Raw genomic sequence first — 24,814 nt, 5'->3', positions numbered from 1 at the left:
TTACAGAATAGGAAAATTGTTATTCAAACTAATAATTTTCCTATTCATTATTTAATATCATCATAAATTAAAAGCCTATACTTATGAAGTATATATGTATCGTCTTTTTTCTGGTAATAAGCATTTCATCTTGCCGGCAACAAGCCATCAATGAGAAATGTGGAAAGAATATTGTAGTATGTTTCAATCATTACCATCCTAAGCCCCACAGGACACCGGGAGGAATGAGACACGTGCCGATGCCTAAAGTCCTCTATACCGACAGTATAGGAACTCTTATGGAATACATGCCGGACAAAGATTTCGATACCATAACCCTCTATTCCACTGAGCATTTCAAGGAGTTGGGGCTCAACTATGGGGATTTTGAGTTCAACTACTACCCTTTAATGCAAGGGGATACCATTACTATTTCAATGGATAGCCTTAACTACCCCATTTTAAGCAGCAAGCATCATCCCGAATATAACAGATTCTATAACATGAACTATGAATTGCGCAAAGGAAAGACCCATGTAGGAGTGGAGGCTAAAACTTGTCTTGGAGGAAGTTTGGCACATATTGCCAAAACTATTGATATAATACGAGCCAACAATTGGACTTCATTAATAATAGATTATTGTCCTTTGGATTCATTACAATCCATGTTCGACAGTTACAAAAAGAACTACACAGATACTATCAATTCTTTTAAAGAACAGCAACTTATCTCAAGCGAGATACACGACCGTTATCAATACCTGCTCAAGCTGAAAGACTATGAATCCCGGAGAATGCTGAATGAAGACACCGCCTTCTACCGCCAAATGGAGCCCGAAATAGCCGACAAATATATCCGTTATCCCTCCTACCGTGAATTTCTGGACTACTACCTCTGGTTTTTGAATCAGCACATCCCGACGATACGCAAATCGCAGGGAGGAAGCAAAGACTGGCGTCAAACCTTCGATGAGCTATCTCCGAAAACATTTCAGCCAAAATCAAAACAAATCCTGCTTGAACGCTGCATCAAAGAAATCGGCGAAAACTTTTCGGCACAAGACGTAAACAGCTATCTTGACAAATATATCCATATCACCCAAGACACACTGCTGCCCAACAAGATAAGAGACCAATATAACTTGTCTGCCGATGCCAACCAGTTATTGCTGAAGGACATCCACGGAAAGCCTACCAACTTGAACATATTGTTGAAAAAAAACAGGGGAAAGGTCATTTATGTGGACTTCTGGGCAAGCTGGTGTGTACCCTGCCGGGAAGAAATGCCTCCATCGGCAAAGCTAAGAGAGCTGTACAAGGGAAAAGATGTGGTATTCGTCTATCTCGCCTTCAAGGACCAGGAAAGCAGCTGGAAAAAGGCAGTAGAGCAGGAAGGCTTGTCGGAAGTACCCGACAATTTCCTCATCACAAACCCAAAGAACAGTAAAATACTGGAAAAGCTAAAGCTGGAATTAATTCCCCGATACATCATTTTCGACAAACAGGGCAATATTGTTGAAGTGAATGCTCCAAGACCAAGTGACCAACAAGCGGCAACAACGATAGACAAATATTTAAAACAGTAAAGCAACAGAATGAATGCACATCAAAAAATAATAAAAGACAATGCAAGAACCATTTTGAAGATTATCACAAAATATTATGGCTGCAAATATTCTGCTGCATTATATGTAATATTGAAGGAACATCCGGATTTTCCCAGTTTCCTATCTTTCCAGTATATATTACATAGGATGGGCAAAGATAGTTTTGCCATACATACCAGTTATGAAGAACTGACAAATATACCCTCTCCTTTCATTGCTCATGTTATTACAAATGTGGATTTGTTCCTGTTTATAACAAAAGTTACTGCCGAATCTATTCAGACTATTGATGAGAAAGGAAAGATAGAAAGTATATCGAGAAAGGATTTTGAAGATATGTGGGACGGTAACATCCTTATTATGGATAACCGACCAGGTAAAATCAGTATTCCACTAAAAATGAAATTCAGCACAATCATTAAGCAAATAAAATATCCTATGCTTATATTGTGTGTAGCCATATTATTCGCATATTTACTTATTTTAAAGCACGAAGGAGGCATTCTTTTTTATCTATATCTTACAGGCGTTTTAGGAGGACTGACTGCATCCATACTTTTGTTTGTAGACCAAATAGACAAGTACAATGTACACATTAAAAAATTATGTTCAGCCACCGGAAATAAGAATAATATAGATTGTTCTTCTATCTTGGATTTCAAAGACGCATATTTCCTCGGACTTGTTTCTTGGAGCGATATAGGTTTTGTGTATTTTTTATCTCTTTTAATTGTATTACTATTCCTACCATTTGGTACAGCACAGGCACTTATAAACTTCCTGTCTGTTTGCAGTATCGGATATGTATGCTATTCTCTTTTTTATCAGAAATTCATAGCAAGAAAATGGTGTACCCTTTGCCTTTCTGTACAAGTGGTATTCGTTTTTCTGTTTATGCTAAGTATATGTACTTTAAAGATGAATTATATATACGAATTGCTACATTTGAAATCAATAATAGAAATAACGACGATCTTCGTTACTGTTACATCTATCTATATAGTCATCAAGCCGATAATTGCCACTCAAAAAGAACACACCACCTTGAAAAGAAAATACAACGAATTAATATATGACGAAAACATTTCCCAATATCTTTTTCAACAAGAACTTTGTCTTACAGATGTTGACAAAGTGAATAAAATATCAATAGGAAATCCAGATGCCGAAATATGCCTTACTCTTATTTTCAGTCCTATTTGTGTTTCATGCATAAAAGAGCTACAAAAACTAATGCCCATCCTTCAAAGAAAAGCCAATACCAAATTGGATTTAATATTTTTGTTAGACCAAAAGAAACATCCAGAATCGATAGTAATAGCTTCCCATATTCTCTCTGGCTATCAAAAGAATCCCCAATTATTTGCCATGATACTAAAAAAATATGTTGATAACTATCCTATCAGTAAAAATAAAATCCTACATAACATTAAGTTCTTGGATGAAATCCCTAAATACGAGCCTTTCATCAATGCACAAGAAAAATGGTGTATAACACATAAGTTTTACACTACACCCATTCTATTTATTAATGGGAGGAAATTTCCAAGCTATTATAACATCAAAGATATTGACTTTTTATATAGTTAATCAAATGAAATCCTTTCCTCACTACTCCCAGCACGACGTGATGGACTGCGGCCCCACCTGCCTGCGCATGGTCTCCGCTTTCTATGGCAAGCGCTATTCATTGGAAGGGTTGAGGGAGAAATCATTCATCACCCGCGAAGGGGTTTCCATGCTGGGCATCAGCGAAGCCGCAGAAAAGATTGGATTTCGGAGCATCTGTGTACAAGTGAGCTACGAGATGCTGACGGAAGCTCCTCTGCCTTGCATCGTCCACTGGAACCAGCAGCATTTTGTCGTAGTTTATAAGCTGGACAACAAGCATGTTTGGGTGGCAGACCCCGGAGCGGGAAAGCTGAAGTACACTCGTGAGGAGTTCTGCCGTTGCTGGCTCAGTGCAAAGAAGGACGGAGAAGATACGGGAGTGGCACTGTTGCTGGAACCTACACCGGAATTCTATGCACAAGAGGATGAGGGGGAAAAGACAGACTATAAAGGCTTCGGTTTCCTCTATTCTTACTTGCGCCCCTACAAGCAACTGGTGGGGCAGCTGCTGCTGGGGTTGCTATTAGGCAGCATGATACAACTGATGCTCCCCTTCCTCACGCAGAGCATCGTGGATTTCGGCATCAACAACCGGAACCTCGGATTCATCTATCTGGTACTCATCGCCCAACTGATGCTATCCTTCAGCAGCAGCGCCGTGGAGTTCATACGCGGATGGATATTGCTGCATCTGGGCACACGCATCAACATCGCCCTGATTTCGGACTTCCTCGTCAAGCTGATGAAGCTCCCCATGGGCTACTTCGACACCAAAATGACGGGCGACATACTGCAGCGCATCAACGACCACACGCGCATACAGAACTTCCTGACCGGAAGCAGCCTCAGTGTAGTGTTCTCCATGTTCAACCTGCTTATTTTCAGTATCGTGCTGTTGCTGTACAACGCCATGATATTCCTTATCTTCATGGGAGGAAGTGCCCTCTACGTGGCTTACGTCTGGCTCTTCGTGAAGAAGCGGGCGGAACTGGACCACAAACGCTTTGCCCAGCAGAGCGCCAACCAAAGCTCGGTGGTGCAACTGGTGAACGGCATGCAGGAAATAAAACTGAGTGCCTGCGAACAGCAGAAACGGTGGGAATGGGAACGCATACAGGCAAGGCTGTTCAAAGTAAACATCAAGAGCCTTGCGCTGCGGCAGTATCAGGACTCAGGAGCGGTACTGATAAACCAGACCAAGAACATCGTAATCACGGGACTGGTGGCATCGCTCGTGGTGAAAGGGGAAATGACGCTGGGAATGATGCTCTCCGTGCAGTACATCATCGGGCAACTGAACAGCCCCGTAAACGACCTCATCGCCTTTGCTCGCGACATGCAGGACGGCTTCATCTTCTCGGACAGCATCGCGGGAAACATCGCCCCGGGCGTGGAGCATATCGACAAGGAACGCCTGCGCCATGCGGCGGAGGTGGCGAACATACATGGCTTCATCGAGGGGTTGCCGCTGGGCTACAACACCCGGATAGGACAGGAGGGGAACGGGCTGAGCCAGGGGCAGAAGCAGCGCATCCTCATCGCCCGCGCCGTGTACAAAGACCCGGAGTTCATCTTCTTCGACGAGAGCCTGACCGCCCAGTCGGAATACGAGGAAGCCAAACAAGCATTCTTGAACAAGCAGCGGGGGACGGGAACAGCTGATGACCTAGCTCTCCCCGGCCCGGATACAGGAAGCGCAGTTGCAACAGAGTATCATCGAAACGCACCTACACCGTCACCGTAAGCCTGCCGCAAGATTTATGCACTTCCTATGGCAGGCGGCTGGAATTCAAAGGGGAACTGACCGGGACGGCGGAAGTGATGACCGACGAACGAAGCGTGACTGAAAGACTGCCCAGCCCGCTGAGATATTTATGGGAGAAGTATCTGTAAAGGTCAACTCCTTACAACTATTCACCCATTTTCCTCAACGTAAAGCATTAGATACATCTTTTCTTAAAAACATGACTCTTAATAAATAATCTTAATATTCAATAGGAGAATCGCTATTTTTTCTTATTTTTACAGCATCAAATATTAACTATGTGAATAAAAAGAAATTATTTCACCATGAGCAAACTAACCCAATTATTTGCATGCTTTTCCTTAATGGGAAGCAGTATGCTGGCTCAAAGTAGCCCTGACCTTAAATTACCTTATTGGCAAGACGTACAGACAACGAGTGTAAACAAAGAAGCACCACGTACCTCTTTCATGACCTACGCAGACCGTACACAAGCCATGAGTGGACAATTTGAAAAAAGTCCATACTACCAATTACTCAACGGGACATGGAAGTTCTTTTATGTCGATGCCTACAAAGACCTTCCCGCCGACATCACCTCTCCTACTGCAAGCACAGAGGGCTGGCACGACATTCAAGTGCCGGGCAACTGGGAAGTACAAGGCTTCGGAACGGCCATTTATACTAATCACGGCTACGAGTTCAAACCTTATAAACCTCAGCCGCCCCTATTGCCCGAACAGAATCCCGTAGGCGTCTACCGACGAAATTTCACGATTCCGGACGACTGGAACGGACGAGATGTATATTTGCATGTGGCCGGTGCCAAATCGGGATGCTATGTATATGTCAACGGTAAAGAAGTCGGTTACAACGAAGATTCCAAAAATCCTGCGGAATATTTGATTAACCCATATTTGCAACCGGGAGAAAACACACTGACATTCAAGATTTTCCGTTGGAGCACCGGGTCTTATTTAGAGTGCCAGGACTTTTGGCGCATGAGCGGAATCGAACGTGATGTATTCTTGTATGCGCAGCCCAAGGCTTCCATCAACGACTTCCGCATTACCTCTACACTGGACGACAGCTACAAAAACGGTATCTTCCGGCTGAATGTAGACCTGAAAAACAATGGAAGCAGTAATGCCTCCCTGACCATCGACTACGAACTGACAAACGATTCGGGCAAGCCGGTCGCCACGGGAAAGAAAACAGTTTCCATCTTGGCAGGAAAGAAAGCAACGGCCTTTTTCGAACAACAATTGCCTAATATAAAGACCTGGACGTCTGAAAATCCCAACCTCTACAAATTACTGATGACCGTCAGCGAAGAGGGCAAGGTGAATGAAGTCGTACCCTTCAACGTGGGTTTCCGACGCATCGAGATAAAGGAAATTGACCAAAAGTCAGCAAACGGACAAAACTACGTAGTCCTCCTTATTAACGGGCAACCACTGAAGCTAAAAGGTGTGAATATCCATGAACACAATCCCGAAACCGGTCACTACATGACCGAAGAGCTGATGCGCAAGGATTTTGAACTGATGAAACGCGCCAATATCAACACGGTTCGTCTGTGCCATTATCCGCAAGACCGCCGTTTCTATGAATTGTGCGACGAATATGGCTTGTATGTATATGACGAAGCCAACATCGAGAGCCACGGCATGTACTACGACCTGCGCAAAGGTGGTACACTGGGCAATAACCCCGAATGGCTGAAAGCTCATATGCACCGCACCATCAACATGTTCGAACGCAATAAGAACTATCCTTCAGTCACCTTCTGGTCACTGGGTAACGAAGCCGGAAACGGTTATAATTTCTATCAGACTTACCTGTGGGTGAAGAATGCGGACAAAGACATCATGAACCGTCCGGTGAATTATGAACGCGCCCAATGGGAATGGAATTCCGACATGTATGTTCCGCAATATCCATCAGCAAGATGGCTGGAGAACATCGGTAAGATGGGCAGCGACCGCCCGGTAGTCCCGTCCGAATATGCACATGCCATGGGCAACTCTACCGGCAGTCTTTGGGAACAATGGAAAGCTATCTACAAATATCCCAACCTACAAGGCGGATATATTTGGGACTGGGTAGACCAAGGTATTGCCGTGAAAGACGAGAACAACCGCCTCTATTGGGCCTACGGAGGCGACTTCGGAAAAAACATGCCGAGTGACGGAAACTTCCTCTGCAATGGTATCATCAATCCCGACCGTAATCCCCATCCCGGATACAGCGAAGTGAAATACGCGCATCAGAACATCGCTTTTGAAGCTGAAGACTTGGCAAACGGCAAGTTCACCGTAAAGAACCGCTTCTACTTCACAAACCTGAAGAAGTATCTGATTCATTACGAAGTAAAGGAAAACTCCAAGACCATCCGGGGCGGCAAAGTATCTCTGGATATCGAGCCGCAAGGAAACAAACCTCTGAACGTAAATGTAGGCGGACTGAAACCCAAGGCTGGAACCGAATATTTCGTTGAGTTCAGAGTGACGACTACCGAACCGGAAGCATTGATTCCCGTCGGTTATGAAATTGCGAAAGAACAGTTCCTTCTGCCCATCGCCCCCTTGGCACGTACCTACAAAACAGAAGGTAGCATGCTGAATTGCAACGACAAGGATAACCTTTTGGAAGTAGCTTCTTCTAAAGTACAGTTTGTCTTCAACAAGGCTACCGGACTGGTTACTTCTTACAAAGTGAACGGTACGGAGTACTTTAAGGACGGCTTCGGGCTTCAACCTAACTTCTGGCGTGCACCGACAGACAACGATTATGGCAACCAAGGCCCCAAACGCCTGCAAATCTGGAAAGAAGCAAGCAAAGACTTCCGGATAGCCGAGGCAAGTGTCCGGAAGGAAGGCAAAGATGCCGTGCTGACAGCCAAATACCTCCTGCCTGCCGGCAACCATTACATCGTAACCTATCGTATTCACCCCTCCGGTGTGGTAAAAGCCGATTTCACATTTACTCCCACCGGAATCAAGGCTGCCAAGACAGAAGTTTCGGAAGCAACCGTAACGGCTACTTATACACCGGGAAATGAGAATATGCACAAGGTTTCTTCCGACTTGGTTGTTCCGCGCATCGGCATCCGTTTCCACCTGCCGGCAGAGATGAACCAAGTGACTTATTTCGGACGTGGTCCTGAAGAGAACTATATCGACCGCAACACAGGTGTCACCGTAGACCTTTACAAAAGCACGGCAGAACAGATGTACTACCCATACGTACGTCCGCAAGAGAACGGTCATCATACCGATACCCGTTGGCTATCCGTAGGCAAGAAGAATGGCAAAGGGCTGACTATCTATGCCGATCAAACTATCGGTTTCAATGCGTTGCGCAATGCGATTGAAGACTTTGACAGCGAAAACAACGTAAACAGAGATTATCAATGGAACAACCGCAATGCGGCAGAGCTGAAACATGACGTCTCGACTGCCAGAAACATCAAGCCTCGCCAGACACATATCAACGATATCACGCCCAAGAATTTCGTAGAAGTTTGTATAGACATGAAGCAGATGGGAGTAGGCGGATATGACAGCTGGGGCTCCAAGCCCGAACCTCAATATCTTATTCCTGCCAATCGGGAATATAAATGGGGATTCACAATAGTACCAATGTAATTGGAGAACAGTTTGAGTAAGGAGGAAAACATCAGGAGAAACACTCCTTATCCATAGATATAGAAAGAACCGTATCATTTAAATGATGCGGTTCTTTCTATTTTCAGGCATGAGTCACTCACTTCAGCCACGTAGCCCGTTTCCACAGATATTCCATTGGGCCATGCCCGTAGCGATGTAACCACCACCGGCAGAAGGCCAATTGCAGCACGAAAATCAAGGCACCCACCAGCACACTGGCTGTAATGCCCAGTTTATCGTGCAGACCGAATCCCCAGTTATAGAACAACATAGAACCTATAACACTCTGCATGATGTAATTGGTCAGGCTCATACGGCCGTAAGGGATAAGATAGTTCAGGCATTTCTGCAAATCAGTGCGGTAATAAGCATTCAGCACAGCCGATACAAGCAACAGCATAAAAGCGAACTTATACAACGAAGACACCACCAGCAGTAGCGGTATACGCACCGAAGCATTTTCTACAAAATCAGGCAACATGTTGCCTAACCCATAGAGTGGGAAAAAGGCTACCAGAGAACCACACAACACCTTGTTCCAGAATTTCAGATTGTCCTCTCGGAACAACTCCCGGCGGCCTATCAAATAGCCGAAAAGGAAAAGAGCCGCAGTCTGGAATACACGCCCGTTGTCCCACGCCCACGCCAGACTGGCCAATTGTCCTTCCCACAGATTGACACACAAGGTTTCAAGGAAGGTGCCATGGCTCTGTGCCTGAAATGTGGCGGCCCACAGACTACCCGTCGGCAGGGCAGGTGTCATGAAAGTTGAATCAAGGGCGGCACGTACAACATAATAAAGCGGCAACGGCTGAACGAGTAACACGCAAGCCAAGACAAATATCCACCTGTCACGCAGACGGCACACCAGCGGCAAGATGAACCCCACCAGTGAATAGAGCACCAGCACCTCGGCAGTAAAGAACGATGCGTTCAAGTTGCCGATAAAAAACAGCAACACCAACCGCCAACAGAAACGCAGACGGAAATCTCGTCCACGCAACCGCTGGTTGTCGTACTGAATAAAGTAACTGAAGCCGAAAAGCAGGGCAAACACGGCATACGCCTTTCCCCCGAAAAGAAAGAAAAGTCCGTCCCACACAGTACGGTCGGTAAAGGCCAGCCATGCACTCCGTCCCGCCTCGTCAGGGAAGGAGTAGAAATTAAAATGCTCAATCGAATGCAGCAGGATGATACCCATCACCGCCAGTCCACGCAACACATCGGCCACATCGACCCGTGCGTGCTTCTGTATCTGTTGTTCCATCTGTTTATATCCGTTAATTTTCATTCTTCCTGTCTACTTACGTTCATCATAAAGCCTGCCATGCGCTTTGGTTCAGCGCAACGCCTCCACCTCTTCCGGTGTCAACGGAATTTTCTTACCCAAACGGCGTGCCCCCGTTTCAGTAACCAGATAATCTTCCTCATTACGGATGCCACCGAAATCACGGTATTCCTCTACCTTATCATAATTGATAAAATCAGCGAATTTCTTCTCCCCCTTCCAAAGGTCAATCAGTTCGGGAATGAAATAGATGCCCGGCTCAACCGTAAAGACAAAGCCCGGTTCCAGAGGAATGGCAAGGCGCTGACTCTTGCGACCGAACTGCGTACTCTTGGGCTGACCGTCATAGCCGACCCAAAGTTCACCTAAATTTTCCATATCGTGCACGTCCAGTCCCATCATGTGTCCCAGTCCGTGAGGATAGAACAGTGCATGAGCACCTTCGCGTACGGCATCTTCGGCATTGCCCTTCATCAATCCCAGCTCTTTCAGCCCCTCCACCATCACTTGGGCAGAAAGTTCGTATACCTTCATATAAGGAATGCCCGGGCAAAGCGCTTTAACAGCCTCCAGGTGCATGGCGTTCTGAATCTCGTAAACGGCACGCTGCCGGGAAGTAAAAGTCTTGTCGGCAGGCACGGTGGACGACATGTCTCCACAGTAACCCGAAGGAAGTTCGGCACCGGCATCAATCAGGAATAAATCTCCCGGCTTCACTTCGTTTCCATGATAGTGGTTGTGTAAAGTCTGACCGTTAATAGTAGCAATCGTTGCAAAAGACAGCTCACAGTTGTTCATCTCGGCAATTCGGCTCATTTCGGCCACCACTTCATACTCGTACATTCCCGGACGAAGCACCTTCATGGCCGTGATGTGCATATCGGCAGTCACATCGCATGCCTTTTCTATTTCCACTATCTCTTCTGCCGATTTGTAGTTGCGCTGTGCCACCACCGCACGGATAAACGGCACGGAGCCTTCCTGACGTGCCGGAGGAACACCCAGCCAGTCCATCAGCTTCAATTTGTGCTCGGCACGATAAGGAGGCAGATAATGAATGGTCTGCCCCATCTGTACAGCCTTATGCAAATAGCTGACGATATCGGCAAAAGGACGGGTTTCGGAAATGCCCACAGCGGAAGCCTTTTCGTGAAGGGTGGGCTGGGTACCCATCCATACGATATGGTCGATAGTCAACTCATCACCGAAAATGATTTCCTTATCTTCATCTATGTCAATGATTGCCGACAATCCGGCAAACGACAAGCCAAAATAGTAGAGAAAAGTGGAATCCTGACGGTAACGGAAAGTATTGTCCTCATAGTTCAACCCTTGTTCATCGTTACCCAAAAACAGTAATACTCCGGAGCCGATTGTTTTTTTCAGCTGGGCTCTGCGCTGCACATACGTTTCTTTAGTAAACATAACGTTCCATATTTTAGTAGTTATGGAACAAAGATAGTGACAAAAAAGCAACCAAGCTCCCGCTTTCTTGTTAAATATCATAAGAGAAGATTTCGCGTTCCCGAACTATTCACTATTTTTGCGGTAGAAATTTTCCCATATTTGTAATTTGTAACTCGTAATTCGTAATTTATAAAGTATGGCACAAGGTTCCCGACAAGTACAGACTCAAGCGCAACAGCAGATACAGACGCTGTCTCCGCAACAGATTCTGGTAGTAAAACTGCTGGAACTCCCTGCTGTGGAACTGGAAGACCGCGTACGTGCCGAACTTCTGGAAAATCCGGCACTGGAGGAGGGCAAAGAAGATACTCCCGGTGATGAATATTCCGACATGCCCGATACGGAAACTGGTTCAGAAGATGGTGAAGACACCAGTTATGACTCTTTAAGCGACTATCTGAACGAAGACGATATCCCCGACTACAAACTGCAGGAAAACAACCGCAGCAAAGGAGAGCAGGCAGAAGAAATTCCTTTCTCCGACACCACCTCTTTTTATGAGACCCTGCGCCAGCAGCTTGGCGAGCAGGATTTGCCCCCGCACCAGCGCGAACTGGCCGAATATCTCATCGGCTCACTGGATGACGATGGTCTGCTGCGCAAATCGCTGGACAGCATCAGCGACGAACTCGCCATCTACGCCGGCATCGACGCTTCTCCCGAAGAACTGGAAGAAGTATTGAAGATTATACAAGACTTCGACCCCGCCGGTCTGGGTGCCCGCACCCTGCAAGAGTGCCTGCTCCTCCAGATTCGACGCAAGGAGGCCCAGCGGCCCATGCCTTCGCCTCCACAATACTATATGGAAGAAGATATTCTTACCCAGTGCTACGAAGAGTTCACCCGCAAGCATTGGGACAAGATTATGCAAAAATTAGGTATCAGCGAAGAGACTCTGCAACAAGCCGTTAAGGAAATATGCAGACTGAATCCCCGTCCCGGTGCCTCGCTTGGCGAAACCATCGGAAAGAACATGCAGCAGATTGTTCCCGACTTCCTTGTAGACACCTATGATGACGGTACTATCAACGTGACACTGAACAACCGCAACGTGCCGGAACTGCGCATGAGCCGCGACTTCACCGAAATGGTGGAAGAACATACCAAGAACCGTGCCAACCAGTCCAAGGAATCTCGCGAGGCCATGATGTTCCTTAAACAGAAAATGGATGCCGCACAAGGTTTCATAGATGCCGTGAAGCAACGCCAAAATACACTGATGACCACCATGCAGGCCATCATAGACCTGCAACGCTCTTTCTTCCTCGAAGGAGATGAGTCGCTACTTCGCCCCATGATTCTGAAAGATGTTGCCGAACGCACCGGGTTGGACATCTCGACTATCTCCCGTGTGAGCAACAGCAAATATGTACAGACCAACTACGGCATCTACCCACTGAAGTTCTTCTTTAACGACGGCTATACAACCGAAGATGGTGAAGAGATGTCCGTACGCGAGATACGTAAGATACTCAAAGAGTGCATTGACAACGAGGACAAGAAAAAGCCTCTGACCGACGACGAACTGACCGAGCTGCTGAAGGAGAAAGGTTATCCCATAGCCCGCCGCACGGTGGCAAAGTATCGCCAACAGATGAATATCCCGGTGGCACGACTGAGAAAGTGAGAAATAATAACCCGTAATTAATCAAGAGTGTAAACAAAAACATTCAAAACAGTAAATCGTAAATAAATTAGGTTGTGGAAGAGCATATTATAGAAGATAAGACTTTAATCAGAACAGCGAAAGTGATTTCGGTCGTATTCACACCGTTCTCTATCCCTTTCTTGGCTTTTCTGGCTCTATTCATTTTCTCGTACCTGCGCATCATGCCGTTGCAGTACAAGTTGATAGTGCTGGGTGTGGTGTATTGCTTCACCATCCTTATGCCTACCCTAACCATCTTCATCTTCCGCAAAGTCAACGGTTTCAGTCCGGGAGAACTAGTGGAACGGAAAAAGAGATATGTTCCCTTTATCTTGACCATCACTTCCTACATATTCTGCCTGCTCATGATGCATCGGCTCAATATCCCATGGTACATGACCGGCATTATTCTCTCTGTTCTAGTAATGATGATTATCTGTGTGATAGTCAACCTGAAATGGAAACTGAGCGAACACATGGCAGGCGCCGGAGCTGTAATCGGCGGGTTGGTGGCTTTCAGTGCCTTGTTCAGCTACAATCCCGTATGGTGGTTATGCCTCTTTATACTGGTGGCAGGCATATTGGGCACCGCTCGCATCATCCTGCAGCACCACACTTTGGGCGAAGTAATGGGAGGCTTTGCCGTAGGACTTATCTGCTCGCTGTTGGTGCTCCATCCGTTGAGCAACATACTGTTCCGAATCTTTCTCTTTTAAAATTTTGATTTATCAATTAAATAAGTATCAACCTTTAAAAACTAATGATCATGAACTTCCCGACTAATGTAAAGTACACCAAAGAACACGAATGGATTCGCCAGGAAGGCGATGTAGCTTATGTAGGTATTACTGATTATGCACAAGACCAATTGGGTGACATCGTGTTTGTCGATATTCCGACAGTAGGTGAAACATTGGCTGCCGATGAAGTGTTCGGCACCATTGAAGTAGTAAAAACCATTTCAGATCTCTTTCTGCCCGTAAATGGAGAAATTCTGGAACAGAACGAAACGCTTGCCGATCAACCGGAATTGGTAAACCAAGACCCGTATGGTGAAGGCTGGCTCATTAAAATCAAACCCGCTGCAGATGCCGATTTCGACAGCCTGCTGGATGCAGAAGCCTACAAAGCTCTGATAAACGAATAACTTATAACCCATAATTTAATTATGTCCCCAATCGTTAGTATCATCATGGGCAGTACTTCCGACCTCCCCGTTATGGAGAAGGCCGCGCAATTGCTCAATGACCTGCATGTACCGTTCGAAATGAACGCCCTCTCTGCTCACCGTACCCCGGAAGCAGTGGAGGAATTTGCCAAGAATGCCCGCCAACGCGGCATTAAAGTGATTATTGCCGCTGCCGGCATGGCTGCCGCCCTGCCCGGTGTCATTGCCGCCAATACCACACTGCCGGTAATCGGTGTTCCCATAAAGGGCTCTGTACTCGATGGCGTAGATGCCCTTTACTCCATTATCCAAATGCCTCCGGGCATACCGGTAGCTACCGTTGCCATCAATGGTGCCATGAACGCTGCCATCCTTGCCGTACAAATGCTGGCACTGAGCGATTCCTCATTAGCTGAAACATTCGCTGCCTACAAAGAGGGGTTGAAAAGGAAAATAGTCAAGGCAAATGAAGACTTGAAGGATGTGAAGTACGAATATAAGACAAATTGACAATGAGTAATTGACAATGAGGCAATCCAACCAACGGTCAATTATAAATTATCAACTATCAATTAAAGAAATGGATTTATTCAACTATTCCCGACGGGAAACATCAGAAGTAAACATCGGAGCCACCCCCATGGGCGGCTCCAATCCTATCCGCATACAAAGTATGACAAATACCGCCACGCAGGACACAGAAGCCTGCGTGGCACAAGCCAAACGTATCGTCGATGCCGGAGGAGAGTATGTACGCCTCACAGCCCAAGGCGTCAAAGAGGCTGAGAATCTGATGAATATTAACATTAGGCTACGTCAGGACGGTTATATGGTGCCACTCGTGGCCGACATTCACTTCAATCCGAAGGTAGCGGATGTGGCAGCACAATATGTAGAGAAAGTACGTATCAATCCGGGAAACTATGTGGATGCGGCACGTACTTTCAAGCATCTGGAGTATACCGACGAGGAGTACGCTCAGGAGTTGCAGAAGATACACGACCGCTTTGTCCCCTTCCTCAATATCTGCAAGGAGAACCATACTGCCATCCGCATCGGCGTGAACCACGGTTCATTGTCCGACCGCATCATGTCCCGCTATGGCGATACCCCCGAAGGTATGGTGGAATCTTGTATGGAATTTCTGCGTATCTGCGTGCAAGAGCATTTTACGGATGTAGTTATTTCCATCAAAGCATCCAATACAGTGGTCATGGTAAAGACAGTACGCTTGCTGGTAGCCGTCATGGAGCAGGAGGGCATGCAATTCCCGTTGCACCTTGGTGTAACGGAAGCCGGAGACGGAGAAGACGGACGCATCAAGTCGGCTCTGGGCATCGGGGCCTTGTTAGCAGACGGTTTGGGTGACACCATTCGCGTTTCCTTGAGCGAAGCCCCGGAGGCAGAAATTCCCGTAGCCCGCAAACTAGTGGACTATATCGTGCAGCGCCGCGACCATCCTTACATCCCCGGAGCAGATGTACCGGAATTCAATTATCTCTCTCCCACCCTCCGCGAGACTACTGCCGTACACAATATCGGCGGAGGCAATCTACCCGTGGTCATTGCCGCACGCCTGAACGGGGACATGAACTTTAATCCGCAATTCATTCCGGATTATATCTATACGGGACGTTCCATTCCCGAACAACTGCCGAAAGGTGTGCAATGTATTATCGACGCCGACATCTGGATGGAACGGCACATCCACGAAGCAGTGCCGGTCAATGCCTGGCCTGTCTTCAAAGGAGACCAGCTACCTTTCCTAAGCAGCTGCAACGCCTCATTGAAGTTCCTCTTCATCACTTATATGGGATTGAACGACGAAGCCATCGCCTGCCTGAAGTATCATCCGGAAGTCGTGCTGATTTCGCAAAGCAACCATCCCAACCGATTGGGCGAACAACGCGCCCTGGTACACCAGATGATGAAGGAAGGCCTGAAAAATCCAGTAGTCTTCTTTGAGCACTATGCAGAGAATGAAGTGGAGAACCTGCAAATTAAAGCAGCAGCCGATATGGGAGCACTTATCTTCGACGGACTGTGCAACGGTATACTTCTTTTCAACCAAGGAGAAACCATAAATGGCAAAATGGTGGATGCCACTGCTTTCGGCATCCTGCAAGCCGGACGTGTACGTACCAGCAAGACCGAATACATCTCCTGCCCCGGCTGCGGACGCACACTCTACGACCTGGAAAGCACCATTGCCCGCATCAAGACAGCTACCGGTCATCTGAAAGGGCTCAAGATAGGCATCATGGGATGCATTGTCAACGGTCCCGGAGAAATGGCAGATGCTGACTATGGCTATGTAGGTGCCGGACGAGGTAAAATCAGCCTTTACAAGAAGAAAGAATGCGTCGAAAAGAACATTCCCGAAGAAGAAGCGGTAGAAAAACTGATAAAACTTATCAGAGACAATGGCGACTATATAGAAAAATAAAAATTATAGTATGGATTATCAGAAGATACTGAAAGACATTCATCAGGAGATACAGCCCTATGCCACCATTGGCAAACAAGCTGATTACATTCCGGCACTTGCCAAAATCAACCCGAATCAGTTCGGGATGTGCATTCGCACAATCCAAGACGAAACCTTTATACATGGAGAAGCTGCCACAGGCTTCTCCATACAAAGTATTTCGAAAGTATTCTCACTTGCCATGTGTCTGAGCCTCGAAGGAGACAATCTATGGAAAAGAGTGGGCAAAGAGCCCTCGGGTACTGCCTTCAACTCGCTGGTGCAGCTAGAGGTAGAAAAAGGTATTCCCCGGAATCCGTTTATCAATGCCGGAGCCATTGTGATGACCGATATCCTGCTGAATCATCTGAAGCATCCCGAAGAAGAATATCTACGTTTTGTCCGTTCCATCAGCGGAAACGACGGAATTGGCTATAACGAAGAGGTGGCCCTGTCCGAGCGCAAGAACGGTTATCTGAATGCCGCCATCGCCAACCTGTTGAAATATCATCATAACATAGACAATGACATAGAACGCGTGCTCCGTTTCTATTTCCTGCAATGCTCCATAGAAATGAGCTGTTACGATTTGTCTAAAGCTTTCTTACCTTTCGCCAACCATAAACAAGCCTTTGCATTCGAGAACATCACGCTGACCTCCTCCCAGGTAAAAAGAATAAATGCCATCATGCAGACATGCGGCTTTTATGACGAAGCCGGGGAATTCTCTTATCTGGTGGGTCTTCCGGGGAAAAGTGGTGTAGGAGGCGGCATAGCCGCCGTTTATCCGTTGCGCTATTCGGTGGCCGTATGGAGCCCGAGACTGAACCGAAAAGGGAACTCAGTGATGGGCATCAAGGCATTGGAATTGCTGACTACACAGACGCAGGAGTCTATTTTCTGAAAAATCAGCGTAAATATTTATCAAAGTCCACCTCTCTGAACTTAAAGTTATGATGCTCGGAGGGGTGGTAGGCTTTATTCCAAGTAGAATAGGTTTTCACATCTATCTCCCTTGTCTTCCGGTTAAAAGTTACAATGCGTAAGTAGCCCTCACCTCCCAATCTACTACCTTCCACACCACGCTGATAGTTTGCCAGCATCTGATACACTTTATTTCCCTCTTTCCCTATAGAGACCAGCGTGCCGACTCCGCTTTTCAAGACATGCCCACAAAAAACAGCTATCATATTGCGATGTCTGAGAAGCAATTTCTTCCAAATTCCAGCACCATCGTTCACTGTGCGTCCGAGTTCTTTGCCGATGCCATATCCTTGAGGACGCCACCAGTCTTTCCCGTCATGCAACGTACTGTCACAATACAAATAGGCGTGTGTATTCAATATGACAAACTTATCCGGATGAATACCCACTATGGAATCGGCCCATTGCAGAGCCTCATCAGAAGGTCCGAATTCCAGATTCAAGACCAGCCAATCGGTATCGCCCGACCTAAGGTTTATGTAATAGTTATCCAATGTCTTTCCATCCGCACTGCCTCCCCAATAGCTCTTCTGCATATAATCGGAAAGAGGAAAATACTTGTTGGCCATTGCAGTGTTATGCACGTCCGAAAACTTACCGGGCTTACTGCCAATATCATGATTTCCCCACACGACAGAATAAGGTATTCCCGCTTGGCTAATACGATGAAAAGCTTTCTGCATATACGCCCATTCCACCGGAGAATTATCTTGTGTCAAATCTCCCACTTGGAATACGGCATCTATTTTCTTACGGTTGGCAACCAACCAGTCCACTTGCGACTCGAAGACCTCCGGACATTGTTCCAGATAAGTCTGCGTATCCGGCAATACCACAAAAGTACTTACCCGACCAGAAGTGGTGCAAGAAGTAAAAAAAGCGCCCCCTAAAAAGAGCGCTCCGATAACAGACAATATTCTCATCATTTTTTCTTCTGATTAAACAGCCAACCCATAAACTCAGAATCATTGAACGCCGGTGTCCAGCTGCCATGATTGACTCCGGGGAATTCGATATACTCAACATCGGCACCAGCAGCCTTCAAGGCCTTGTAAGCCTGACGCGAACCTTCTACCGGAACAATGTTATCGGCATCTCCGTGATAAATACGGAACTTCACGTCTTTGGCGGCAGAAAGCCTTGCCGGATTCACAATACCACAGATGGGAACGGCTGCGGCAAAAACTTCGGGATAACGTATCGCCAAATCAAACGTCCCCATACCGCCCATGGAAAGTCCCATCACATAAATCCGGTCTTTATCCACCTGGGGCATAGCCAAATAGGTATCCAGCAACTCCTTCAATGTGCGGAATATACGCGTAAGCTCCTGTACCTCGGGCATTTCTCCAGGTACAAACGACTTGGGACGACCCACATAAGCCCAATAATCTTCCTTAGGACACTGGGGAGCCAATACAAAAGCCGGATATTCCTCTCTGTTCACCGGATTGAGCCACATCTGCCCACCATGCACCAATTGCTTCTGATTATCATCTCCTCGTTCGCCCGCACCATGCAGAAAAAGCACCAACGGATATTTCTTCCCTGCCTTTTCTGCTTCGGGACGCAGCAAACGGTACTTCAACGAATCTCCCTGCGAAGAGACATACACTTTCTTTTCATACTCTCCATACAACTCCTGCGCATACATACACACAGACATCAACAGCATCAAGGCTGTACAAACTGTATTCTTCATATCCTACAAGATTAATGTTCAATTAAAAAGTCTACTATCTCACTCTTCTTATATCCCACCCAGAAAGCCTGCACTGCCACACTGTCACCGAAACAGTGCAGCCAAGGACCGATGTCTTCACATACCACACAAACAATGTTTGGGCTAACAGCATCTCCATCCTCTGTGGTAGAGACAGGGATTCCACCGGCCTTGACCTCCTGCGATACAGTACAAGCAGCCCAAACGGCACTACCATATAAAAAAGAGTGTATTATCTGTTTCATTACTGTTCATTTTATACAATCAGTGCGCCTCTCGAAGAAAGACACGTTGCGAAATACCATTTTCATTGAATGCCTCGATGGCAAAATAATATTTTTGTCCCACCGTGAGGGCACGTAAGTCTAATGAATTATCGCCATATACCATCCACGAACTATACAATTTATCAAGAGCAACACCCCACAATACATTATAGCCTTGCGCACCCTTCACCGCTTTCCAAGAAATGCGGGCATTACGTTCGTCCGCTTCACGCACTACCGTAAAACCTTTTACCGTAGCCGGTTTTTTCCCACGTCCCAAACCGAACACGCGAATATCCCCCATTGCCAGATTCTTGCCCGGCACGTAATGGTGGCGATAACGAATATAGCGTGCTTCTATCGGTTGATCCAGTTCTATGTAATTATGAGGGGCATCACGGAAACTGTTGCGATAGTCCACCAATACCCGCCAACGGGCACCATCCACCGAAGCTTCTACAAGATAGCGTTGCCGGAGGTTTGGCATACGTCCCCAAAATCCGGTTTCCTCATAGTCAAAGAAATTCAGTTGCAAGGCATACACGTCACTCACTTCTTCAAGGTCTATCTCCACCCATTGCTTATCGTCATTTTTTTCGGCCACCCAGAAGGTTTTCAAGTTCTCGTCCGTCACATTTTCCACCGGATAACTTTCTAATTGCGAAGAAGCCTTCACGGGTTTGCCATAAGAAAGCAACATCCAGCCCCGGAAACCACCGCTTGTCGTCTGTCGCGAAACCTGGTCGGGAGAATAATGAGGATAATCGCCAAAGTAAGTGTCGGAGTACATCGCACCGTCTTCGTCAAAAAATGTAGGAAACATACAAAGCCTACGCTCAAACTTATAATTAATGGACAGATGAATCGTACCGAAATGCCAGTAAATTCCTCCGGGACTACAAACCGTACTTCCATGCCCGGCACCGGTAGCAAATCCTCCCGGCTTGTAACAAAACGGATTATGAGCCGCATACTCGAAAGGCCCCAAAGGAGATTTTCCTACATAAACACCGTCACCATACACATTGAACTGAGTGCCCGGAGCGGCATATTGCAAATAATATTTCCCATTGTGTTTCGTCATCCACGCACCCTCGATGAATGGTTTGATGTCACTGGTATGATTTTCGCCAAAACGTTCCCACCCATGAATGTCAGGACGGAGAAAGAGCAGTGAATCCGGCTTTTTCGCTATCGGCAGGAATTTATTCTTCATATCAAGTTCCTTACCACGGATAGGCCAACGGTTGGAAGACCCCCAATACATATAAGCACGTTCATCATCATCAATGAAAAGGGCAGGATCCTGAAGGTCGTGGAGCACCGATGGCACTGCCTTCCAGTCCCCCCGTTTGGGATTATCGGTATACAGTATGCTCATGGCTCCGGATGGATTCCCACAAACATAGAGTACGGAATCTTTATAATTATGGGCAGCAGGAGCATTGCAACCTTCGAAATACCATTTTTCGGGAGTAATAAAGTCCCAATTCAGCAAGTCCTTGGAATGCCAATAACCCCAGGAACGGGTAACGAACATATAATACTCCCCCCGAAACTCCACTACGGCAGGGTCGGCACCCGAACGATAGGACTTGCCCAAATGGGAATTGTGAAAAGGATAAGTATAGTCCAGATTAAGAGGGTTACAGTAGGTAGTAGTACGATATTGTGCATGTAATGAACCGACGAACAACAACATCAACCAAGCGATGCAATACGACTTTTTATCCATAGTTTTATTAAGCTGACAATAAACAAAATACACATAAAACGACAAATGAGGGTGTGTCAAAACGGTTGATGGCACACCCTCATTTTACAACACATTATTTCACTTCTTTAACGACAGAAATTTGAGATACACCGTTTTCATTGAAAGATTCGATAGCAAAATAATATTTCTGGTCGGTAGAAAGACATTTCATCAGATGCCTACACTCGTCACCATACACCATCCAAGAACTGTAAAGCTTGTCCGGCGCAATACCCCAAAGGATGTTGTATCCTTGTGCACCTTTCACCGGTTTCCAAGTCAGCGTGATGTCACGGCGATCTTCGTGACGGCGAGGGTCAAATGTCTTCACTTGAGCAGGCGCCTTACCTTCGCCCAGACCGAAAATACGGATGGCAGAAATGGAAAGGTGCGGTGTGGGAACATGGATGTTTTTGTAACGTACATAACGTACCCGGGCAGGGATTTCCAGTTCCACATAATCGTGCGGAGTGTCTTTGAAACTGTTGCTACGGTTGACAAGACGTATCCAGTTGACGCCATCTACGGAACCTTCGATAGTGTAACGGTGGCGCAAATCGGGATAACGACCATACATATCACTCTTATAATCGTTGTAATTCACCTGAATAGCGTTTACAGTGGCAGGTGCCTGAAGGTCTATCTCCACCCACTGCGTTTCATCGTTGGAAGAAGCCAGCCAATAGGTCTTGCAATTCTCGTCCGTCAATCCGGCAGCAGTATGACCTTCTACAGCCGAAGAACCTCTGGCAGGCTTGTTGTAAGAAAGAAGCATCCAGCCGCGGAACTCCCCTTTCTTTCCCGGCACAGTAGGTGCATAACGGGGATAATCTCCAAAACGGGTGTCACAATACATGATGCCGTCTTCGTCAAAATAAGTAGGGAACATGCAGAGACGGCGTTCCCAGTGCATATTAATGGGCAGAGCCATAGAACCGAAATGCCAATATTGCCTACCTGGTCCGAGCACCGTACTTCCATGACCGGCACCGTTGATATAACCGCCAGGCTTATAGGAAATGGGGTTATGTTTCTGATAGGTATAAGGTCCCATCGGATGGTCGGCCACATATACACCATCGGCATATACATTGAACTGAGTGCCCGGAGCGGCATATTGCATGTAATACCTCCCGTTGTGCTTTGTCAACCACGGTCCTTCGATATAGCCGCCCAGCACGGTATCGGCATGATTTTCTCCAAAACGTTCCCAACCATGTTTCTCTGGGTCGAGATTGAAAAGTTCCAGCTTCTCGCCTTCTTGTATGAAACGATGGTTCTTGTTGAGCTTCATGCCGCGAATGGGCCACTTGTTGGAAGAGCCCCAGAACATGTAAGCACTGCCGTCATCATCAAGAAAAAGGTCAGGGTCTTGCAAGTTGGTGATGATGGCAGGAGTGGCTTTCCAGTTACCCGACTTGGGGTTGTCGGTATAAAGCACACTCATCACACCCGAAGGATCGCCACAAACATAAAGTACTGAATCCTTGTAGTTATGTGCCGCCGGAGCGTTACAACCTTGTGGATACCAGTTTTCCCCCGGATTGATAAAATTCCAGTTTTGCAAATCCGTAGAATGCCAGTAGCCGTGCGTACGGGTAACGAACATATAATATTCTCCACGAAACTCTACTACGGCAGGGTCGGCCCCCGAGCGGTAAGAGATGTCTTTCGAAGAATTGTATATCATATAGGTATAGTCTACATTCAGCGGATTACAATAAGTATCCATGCGCATGTCCTGCGCCAAAAGGGGAGACACCAAGCATAATAATGCCAGCAGCAGATCAGTAATCAGTCTTCTCATTATCTTTTATCTTTATTATCAGGTTATTAATGTTCAACATGTCTTCCGGTAGCTTTTCAGCGGCATAACTCCTGCGGCACATCGTATTCTTTTTGCAAGCGTGCCAGTTCAGCCTTCAGTTCGGTGGTAATCTTCTCCATTCCCTTCTTCCCATAAAGATTGTGCATCTCTTCAGGGTCTGTCTTGAGATCATAAAGTTCCCAATTGTCATCCACGTAGAAGTGCATCAGCTTGTAGCGTTCCATCTTCACACCGTAATGGGCACGCACACTGTGGAAGCCGGGAAACTCATAATAGTGATAGTACAAGGACTTACGCCAGTCGCGCGGCGTCTTGCCTTTTTCCACCAGTTCCTTGAACGAAATGCCCTGCATGTCCTGCGGAATGGAGATGCCGCACATATCAAGGAAAGTAGGAGCAAAGTCGATGTTCTGGGTCAGACCTGTAACTTGCGTACCCGGTTTGATATGTCCCGGCCAGCGCATCACCATCGGCATGCCAAAAGACTCTTCGTACATGAAACGCTTATCAAACCAGCCATGTTCGCCCAAGTAGAAGCCTTGATCGGTGGTATAGACTACAATCGTATTCTTGTCCAACCCCGTACGTTTGAGATAGTCCAGTATCTCGCCCACACTCTCGTCCACACTTGCTACACAAGCCATGTAGTCTTGCAGGTAACGTTGGTATTTCCATTCAGCCACTTCCTTAAATGAACGTGGCTTGGAATAGAACTCATTATTTCGATCGCGGTAAGCATCAAGGAAACGGCGGCGTTCTTCTGGTGTCATTGTTCCCATGAAAGCGTGCGGCCAAGGGTCAAAGAGCAGGCTGTCGCTATCGATACCCGCAACCATCTTCAAATCGTGACCTTCGTACATGTCACGGTATATATTCATCTTCTGCATCTGTGCTGCGTAACGTCCCTCATAGGCATCGTAATAATTATCGGGAAGTGGGAACTTGGCGTGTTCATACAAACGATAATGCCGTTCGGCAGGTACCCAATTGCGGTGAATGGCTTTGTGGTGCATCATCAGGAAGAACGGTTTGTTCTTGTCACGACCGTTGTCCATCCATTCCTCACAATATTGAGTGATGAGGTCGGTCACATATCCTTTATGAATAGTAGTGTCCCCCTCGGTAATGAACTGTGGGTTACAGTATTCGCCTTGGTCATTGAGAATCATCCAATGGTCAAATCCCGTCGGCTTGGAAATAAGATGCCATTTGCCGATGGCGGCAGTCTCATAGCCGCCTTGTTGCAACAGTTTAGGCAACGTCTGCTGAGAGCCGTCGAAACCTAGTGCCCAATTCTTCATGAAGCCGTTCTTATGGCTATGCTTGCCAGTAAGTATCGCGGCGCGACTGGGGCCTGAAATAGAATTGCAGCAATAATTATTCCAGAACACAGCTCCTTCCTGCCCGATACGGTCAATATTAGGAGTAGGTGCCACTTTACCTATAGGATGACCATAGATACTCATAGCCTGCTGTGCATGGTCATCACTCATGATAAAAATAATGTTAGGACGTTCACCGTCTTGCCGGCCTTGTTCCTGAGCCTGAACAGCAGGAACCAATGGAAGCATGGCAAGTCCTAAAGATAGTTTATGATTCATCATCTT

Annotated in this window: 18 protein-coding genes; 10 read left to right on the top strand and 8 right to left on the bottom strand. The window is 46.7% G+C overall.

Annotated features, from left to right (window positions below; genetic code table 11):
* Positions 1-83 precede the first annotated feature (83 nt).
* The 4 genes from E5355_RS01260 to E5355_RS01245 all read left to right on the top strand — a co-directional run bounded on the left by E5355_RS01260 (position 84) and on the right by E5355_RS01245 (position 8,591).
* Positions 84-1,565 carry a TlpA family protein disulfide reductase gene (locus E5355_RS01260; protein ID WP_136008841.1) on the top strand — a complete coding sequence of 494 codons (1,482 nt, stop codon included), beginning with the start codon at positions 84-86 and terminating at the stop codon, positions 1,563-1,565.
* A 9-nt stretch (positions 1,566-1,574) separates the two neighbouring features.
* Positions 1,575-3,176, top strand: a complete 1,602-nt coding sequence (locus E5355_RS01255; RefSeq protein WP_016272094.1) for a vitamin K epoxide reductase family protein — start codon at positions 1,575-1,577, stop codon at positions 3,174-3,176.
* A 4-nt stretch (positions 3,177-3,180) separates the two neighbouring features.
* Positions 3,181-4,941 (top strand): peptidase domain-containing ABC transporter, encoded by a 1,761-nt coding sequence (locus E5355_RS01250; protein ID WP_246866866.1) that lies wholly within the window; start codon positions 3,181-3,183, stop codon positions 4,939-4,941.
* Between the two features lie 377 nt (positions 4,942-5,318).
* Positions 5,319-8,591, top strand: a complete 3,273-nt coding sequence (locus tag E5355_RS01245) for a glycoside hydrolase family 2 TIM barrel-domain containing protein (protein WP_246866865.1) — start codon at positions 5,319-5,321, stop codon at positions 8,589-8,591.
* A 118-nt stretch (positions 8,592-8,709) separates the two neighbouring features.
* Here the strand turns inward: E5355_RS01245 and E5355_RS01240 are convergent, their stop codons facing one another.
* Together E5355_RS01240 and E5355_RS01235 are read right to left on the bottom strand one after the other, a co-directional pair.
* On the bottom strand, positions 8,710-9,879 hold the full coding sequence (locus E5355_RS01240) for a DUF418 domain-containing protein (protein WP_136008839.1): 1,170 nt from the start codon (positions 9,877-9,879) through the stop codon (positions 8,710-8,712).
* A gap of 72 nt (positions 9,880-9,951) precedes the next feature.
* Positions 9,952-11,325, bottom strand: a complete 1,374-nt coding sequence (locus E5355_RS01235; protein ID WP_136008838.1) for an aminopeptidase P family protein — start codon at positions 11,323-11,325, stop codon at positions 9,952-9,954.
* Positions 11,326-11,503: 178 nt separating this feature from the next.
* Here E5355_RS01235 and rpoN point away from each other — a divergent pair, with 178 nt between their 5' ends.
* From rpoN to E5355_RS01205, 6 genes are all read left to right on the top strand, one after another.
* On the top strand, positions 11,504-12,994 hold the full coding sequence (rpoN, locus tag E5355_RS01230) for an RNA polymerase factor sigma-54 (RefSeq protein ID WP_136008837.1): 1,491 nt from the start codon (positions 11,504-11,506) through the stop codon (positions 12,992-12,994).
* A 74-nt stretch (positions 12,995-13,068) separates the two neighbouring features.
* The gene (locus E5355_RS01225) at positions 13,069-13,731 is read left to right on the top strand and encodes a hypothetical protein (protein WP_136008836.1); all 663 of its coding nucleotides are present in this window, start codon (positions 13,069-13,071) and stop codon (positions 13,729-13,731) included.
* 50 nt (positions 13,732-13,781) lie between these two features.
* The gene (gene gcvH / locus E5355_RS01220) at positions 13,782-14,162 is read left to right on the top strand and encodes a glycine cleavage system protein GcvH (protein WP_136008835.1); all 381 of its coding nucleotides are present in this window, start codon (positions 13,782-13,784) and stop codon (positions 14,160-14,162) included.
* Positions 14,163-14,183: 21 nt separating this feature from the next.
* Positions 14,184-14,693: a 5-(carboxyamino)imidazole ribonucleotide mutase gene (gene purE, locus E5355_RS01215; protein ID WP_136008834.1), complete on the top strand. Its 510-nt coding sequence runs from the start codon at positions 14,184-14,186 to the stop codon at positions 14,691-14,693.
* A gap of 70 nt (positions 14,694-14,763) precedes the next feature.
* The gene (locus tag E5355_RS01210; RefSeq protein ID WP_136008833.1) at positions 14,764-16,629 is read left to right on the top strand and encodes a 4-hydroxy-3-methylbut-2-en-1-yl diphosphate synthase; all 1,866 of its coding nucleotides are present in this window, start codon (positions 14,764-14,766) and stop codon (positions 16,627-16,629) included.
* Positions 16,630-16,639: 10 nt separating this feature from the next.
* Entirely contained in the window at positions 16,640-17,554 is a 915-nt protein-coding gene (locus tag E5355_RS01205; protein ID WP_136008832.1) for a glutaminase, read from the top strand.
* Between the two features lie 4 nt (positions 17,555-17,558).
* On the opposite strand, the gene E5355_RS01200 is transcribed toward E5355_RS01205, so the two are convergent.
* The 6 genes from E5355_RS01200 to E5355_RS01175 form a co-directional block, all read right to left on the bottom strand.
* Positions 17,559-18,560 (bottom strand): metallophosphoesterase, encoded by a 1,002-nt coding sequence (locus E5355_RS01200; RefSeq protein WP_136008831.1) that lies wholly within the window; start codon positions 18,558-18,560, stop codon positions 17,559-17,561.
* On the bottom strand, positions 18,557-19,300 hold the full coding sequence (locus E5355_RS01195; protein ID WP_370281962.1) for a prolyl oligopeptidase family serine peptidase: 744 nt from the start codon (positions 19,298-19,300) through the stop codon (positions 18,557-18,559). Before E5355_RS01195 ends, E5355_RS01200 begins: the two co-directional genes overlap by 4 nt.
* A 47-nt stretch (positions 19,301-19,347) precedes the next feature.
* Positions 19,348-19,602, bottom strand: a complete 255-nt coding sequence (locus tag E5355_RS01190; RefSeq protein ID WP_246866864.1) for a hypothetical protein — start codon at positions 19,600-19,602, stop codon at positions 19,348-19,350.
* A 19-nt stretch (positions 19,603-19,621) separates the two neighbouring features.
* Positions 19,622-21,358: a family 43 glycosylhydrolase gene (locus E5355_RS01185; RefSeq protein ID WP_136008829.1), complete on the bottom strand. Its 1,737-nt coding sequence runs from the start codon at positions 21,356-21,358 to the stop codon at positions 19,622-19,624.
* A gap of 94 nt (positions 21,359-21,452) precedes the next feature.
* Positions 21,453-23,186, bottom strand: a complete 1,734-nt coding sequence (locus E5355_RS01180) for a family 43 glycosylhydrolase (protein ID WP_136008828.1) — start codon at positions 23,184-23,186, stop codon at positions 21,453-21,455.
* A 56-nt stretch (positions 23,187-23,242) separates the two neighbouring features.
* Entirely contained in the window at positions 23,243-24,808 is a 1,566-nt protein-coding gene (locus E5355_RS01175) for a sulfatase (RefSeq protein ID WP_136008979.1), read from the bottom strand.
* Positions 24,809-24,814: the final 6 nt, after the last annotated feature.

Origin of the sequence: Bacteroides muris (ex Afrizal et al. 2022) (assembly GCF_004793475.1) — a bacterium.
Taxonomy (GTDB): Bacteria; Bacteroidota; Bacteroidia; order Bacteroidales; family Bacteroidaceae; genus Bacteroides; species Bacteroides muris.
This window is presented reverse-complemented; position numbering and strand designations above follow the sequence as displayed.

Coding starts and splice junctions, on each gene's coding strand:
- E5355_RS01185 (WP_136008829.1), bottom strand. CDS start 21,358: ATGGATAAAAAGTCGTATTGCATCGCTTGGTTGATGTTGTTGTTCGTC.
- E5355_RS01240 (WP_136008839.1), bottom strand. CDS start 9,879: ATGGAACAACAGATACAGAAGCACGCACGGGTCGATGTGGCCGATGTG.
- E5355_RS01200 (WP_136008831.1), bottom strand. CDS start 18,560: ATGATGAGAATATTGTCTGTTATCGGAGCGCTCTTTTTAGGGGGCGCT.
- E5355_RS01195 (WP_370281962.1), bottom strand. CDS start 19,300: ATGTCTGTGTGTATGTATGCGCAGGAGTTGTATGGAGAGTATGAAAAG.
- rpoN (WP_136008837.1), top strand. CDS start 11,504: ATGGCACAAGGTTCCCGACAAGTACAGACTCAAGCGCAACAGCAGATA.
- E5355_RS01205 (WP_136008832.1), top strand. CDS start 16,640: ATGGATTATCAGAAGATACTGAAAGACATTCATCAGGAGATACAGCCC.
- gcvH (WP_136008835.1), top strand. CDS start 13,782: ATGAACTTCCCGACTAATGTAAAGTACACCAAAGAACACGAATGGATT.
- E5355_RS01175 (WP_136008979.1), bottom strand. CDS start 24,808: ATGAATCATAAACTATCTTTAGGACTTGCCATGCTTCCATTGGTTCCT.
- E5355_RS01180 (WP_136008828.1), bottom strand. CDS start 23,186: ATGAGAAGACTGATTACTGATCTGCTGCTGGCATTATTATGCTTGGTG.
- E5355_RS01235 (WP_136008838.1), bottom strand. CDS start 11,325: ATGTTTACTAAAGAAACGTATGTGCAGCGCAGAGCCCAGCTGAAAAAA.
- E5355_RS01255 (WP_016272094.1), top strand. CDS start 1,575: ATGAATGCACATCAAAAAATAATAAAAGACAATGCAAGAACCATTTTG.
- E5355_RS01250 (WP_246866866.1), top strand. CDS start 3,181: ATGAAATCCTTTCCTCACTACTCCCAGCACGACGTGATGGACTGCGGC.
- E5355_RS01210 (WP_136008833.1), top strand. CDS start 14,764: ATGGATTTATTCAACTATTCCCGACGGGAAACATCAGAAGTAAACATC.
- E5355_RS01190 (WP_246866864.1), bottom strand. CDS start 19,602: ATGAAACAGATAATACACTCTTTTTTATATGGTAGTGCCGTTTGGGCT.
- purE (WP_136008834.1), top strand. CDS start 14,184: ATGTCCCCAATCGTTAGTATCATCATGGGCAGTACTTCCGACCTCCCC.
- E5355_RS01245 (WP_246866865.1), top strand. CDS start 5,319: ATGCTGGCTCAAAGTAGCCCTGACCTTAAATTACCTTATTGGCAAGAC.
- E5355_RS01260 (WP_136008841.1), top strand. CDS start 84: ATGAAGTATATATGTATCGTCTTTTTTCTGGTAATAAGCATTTCATCT.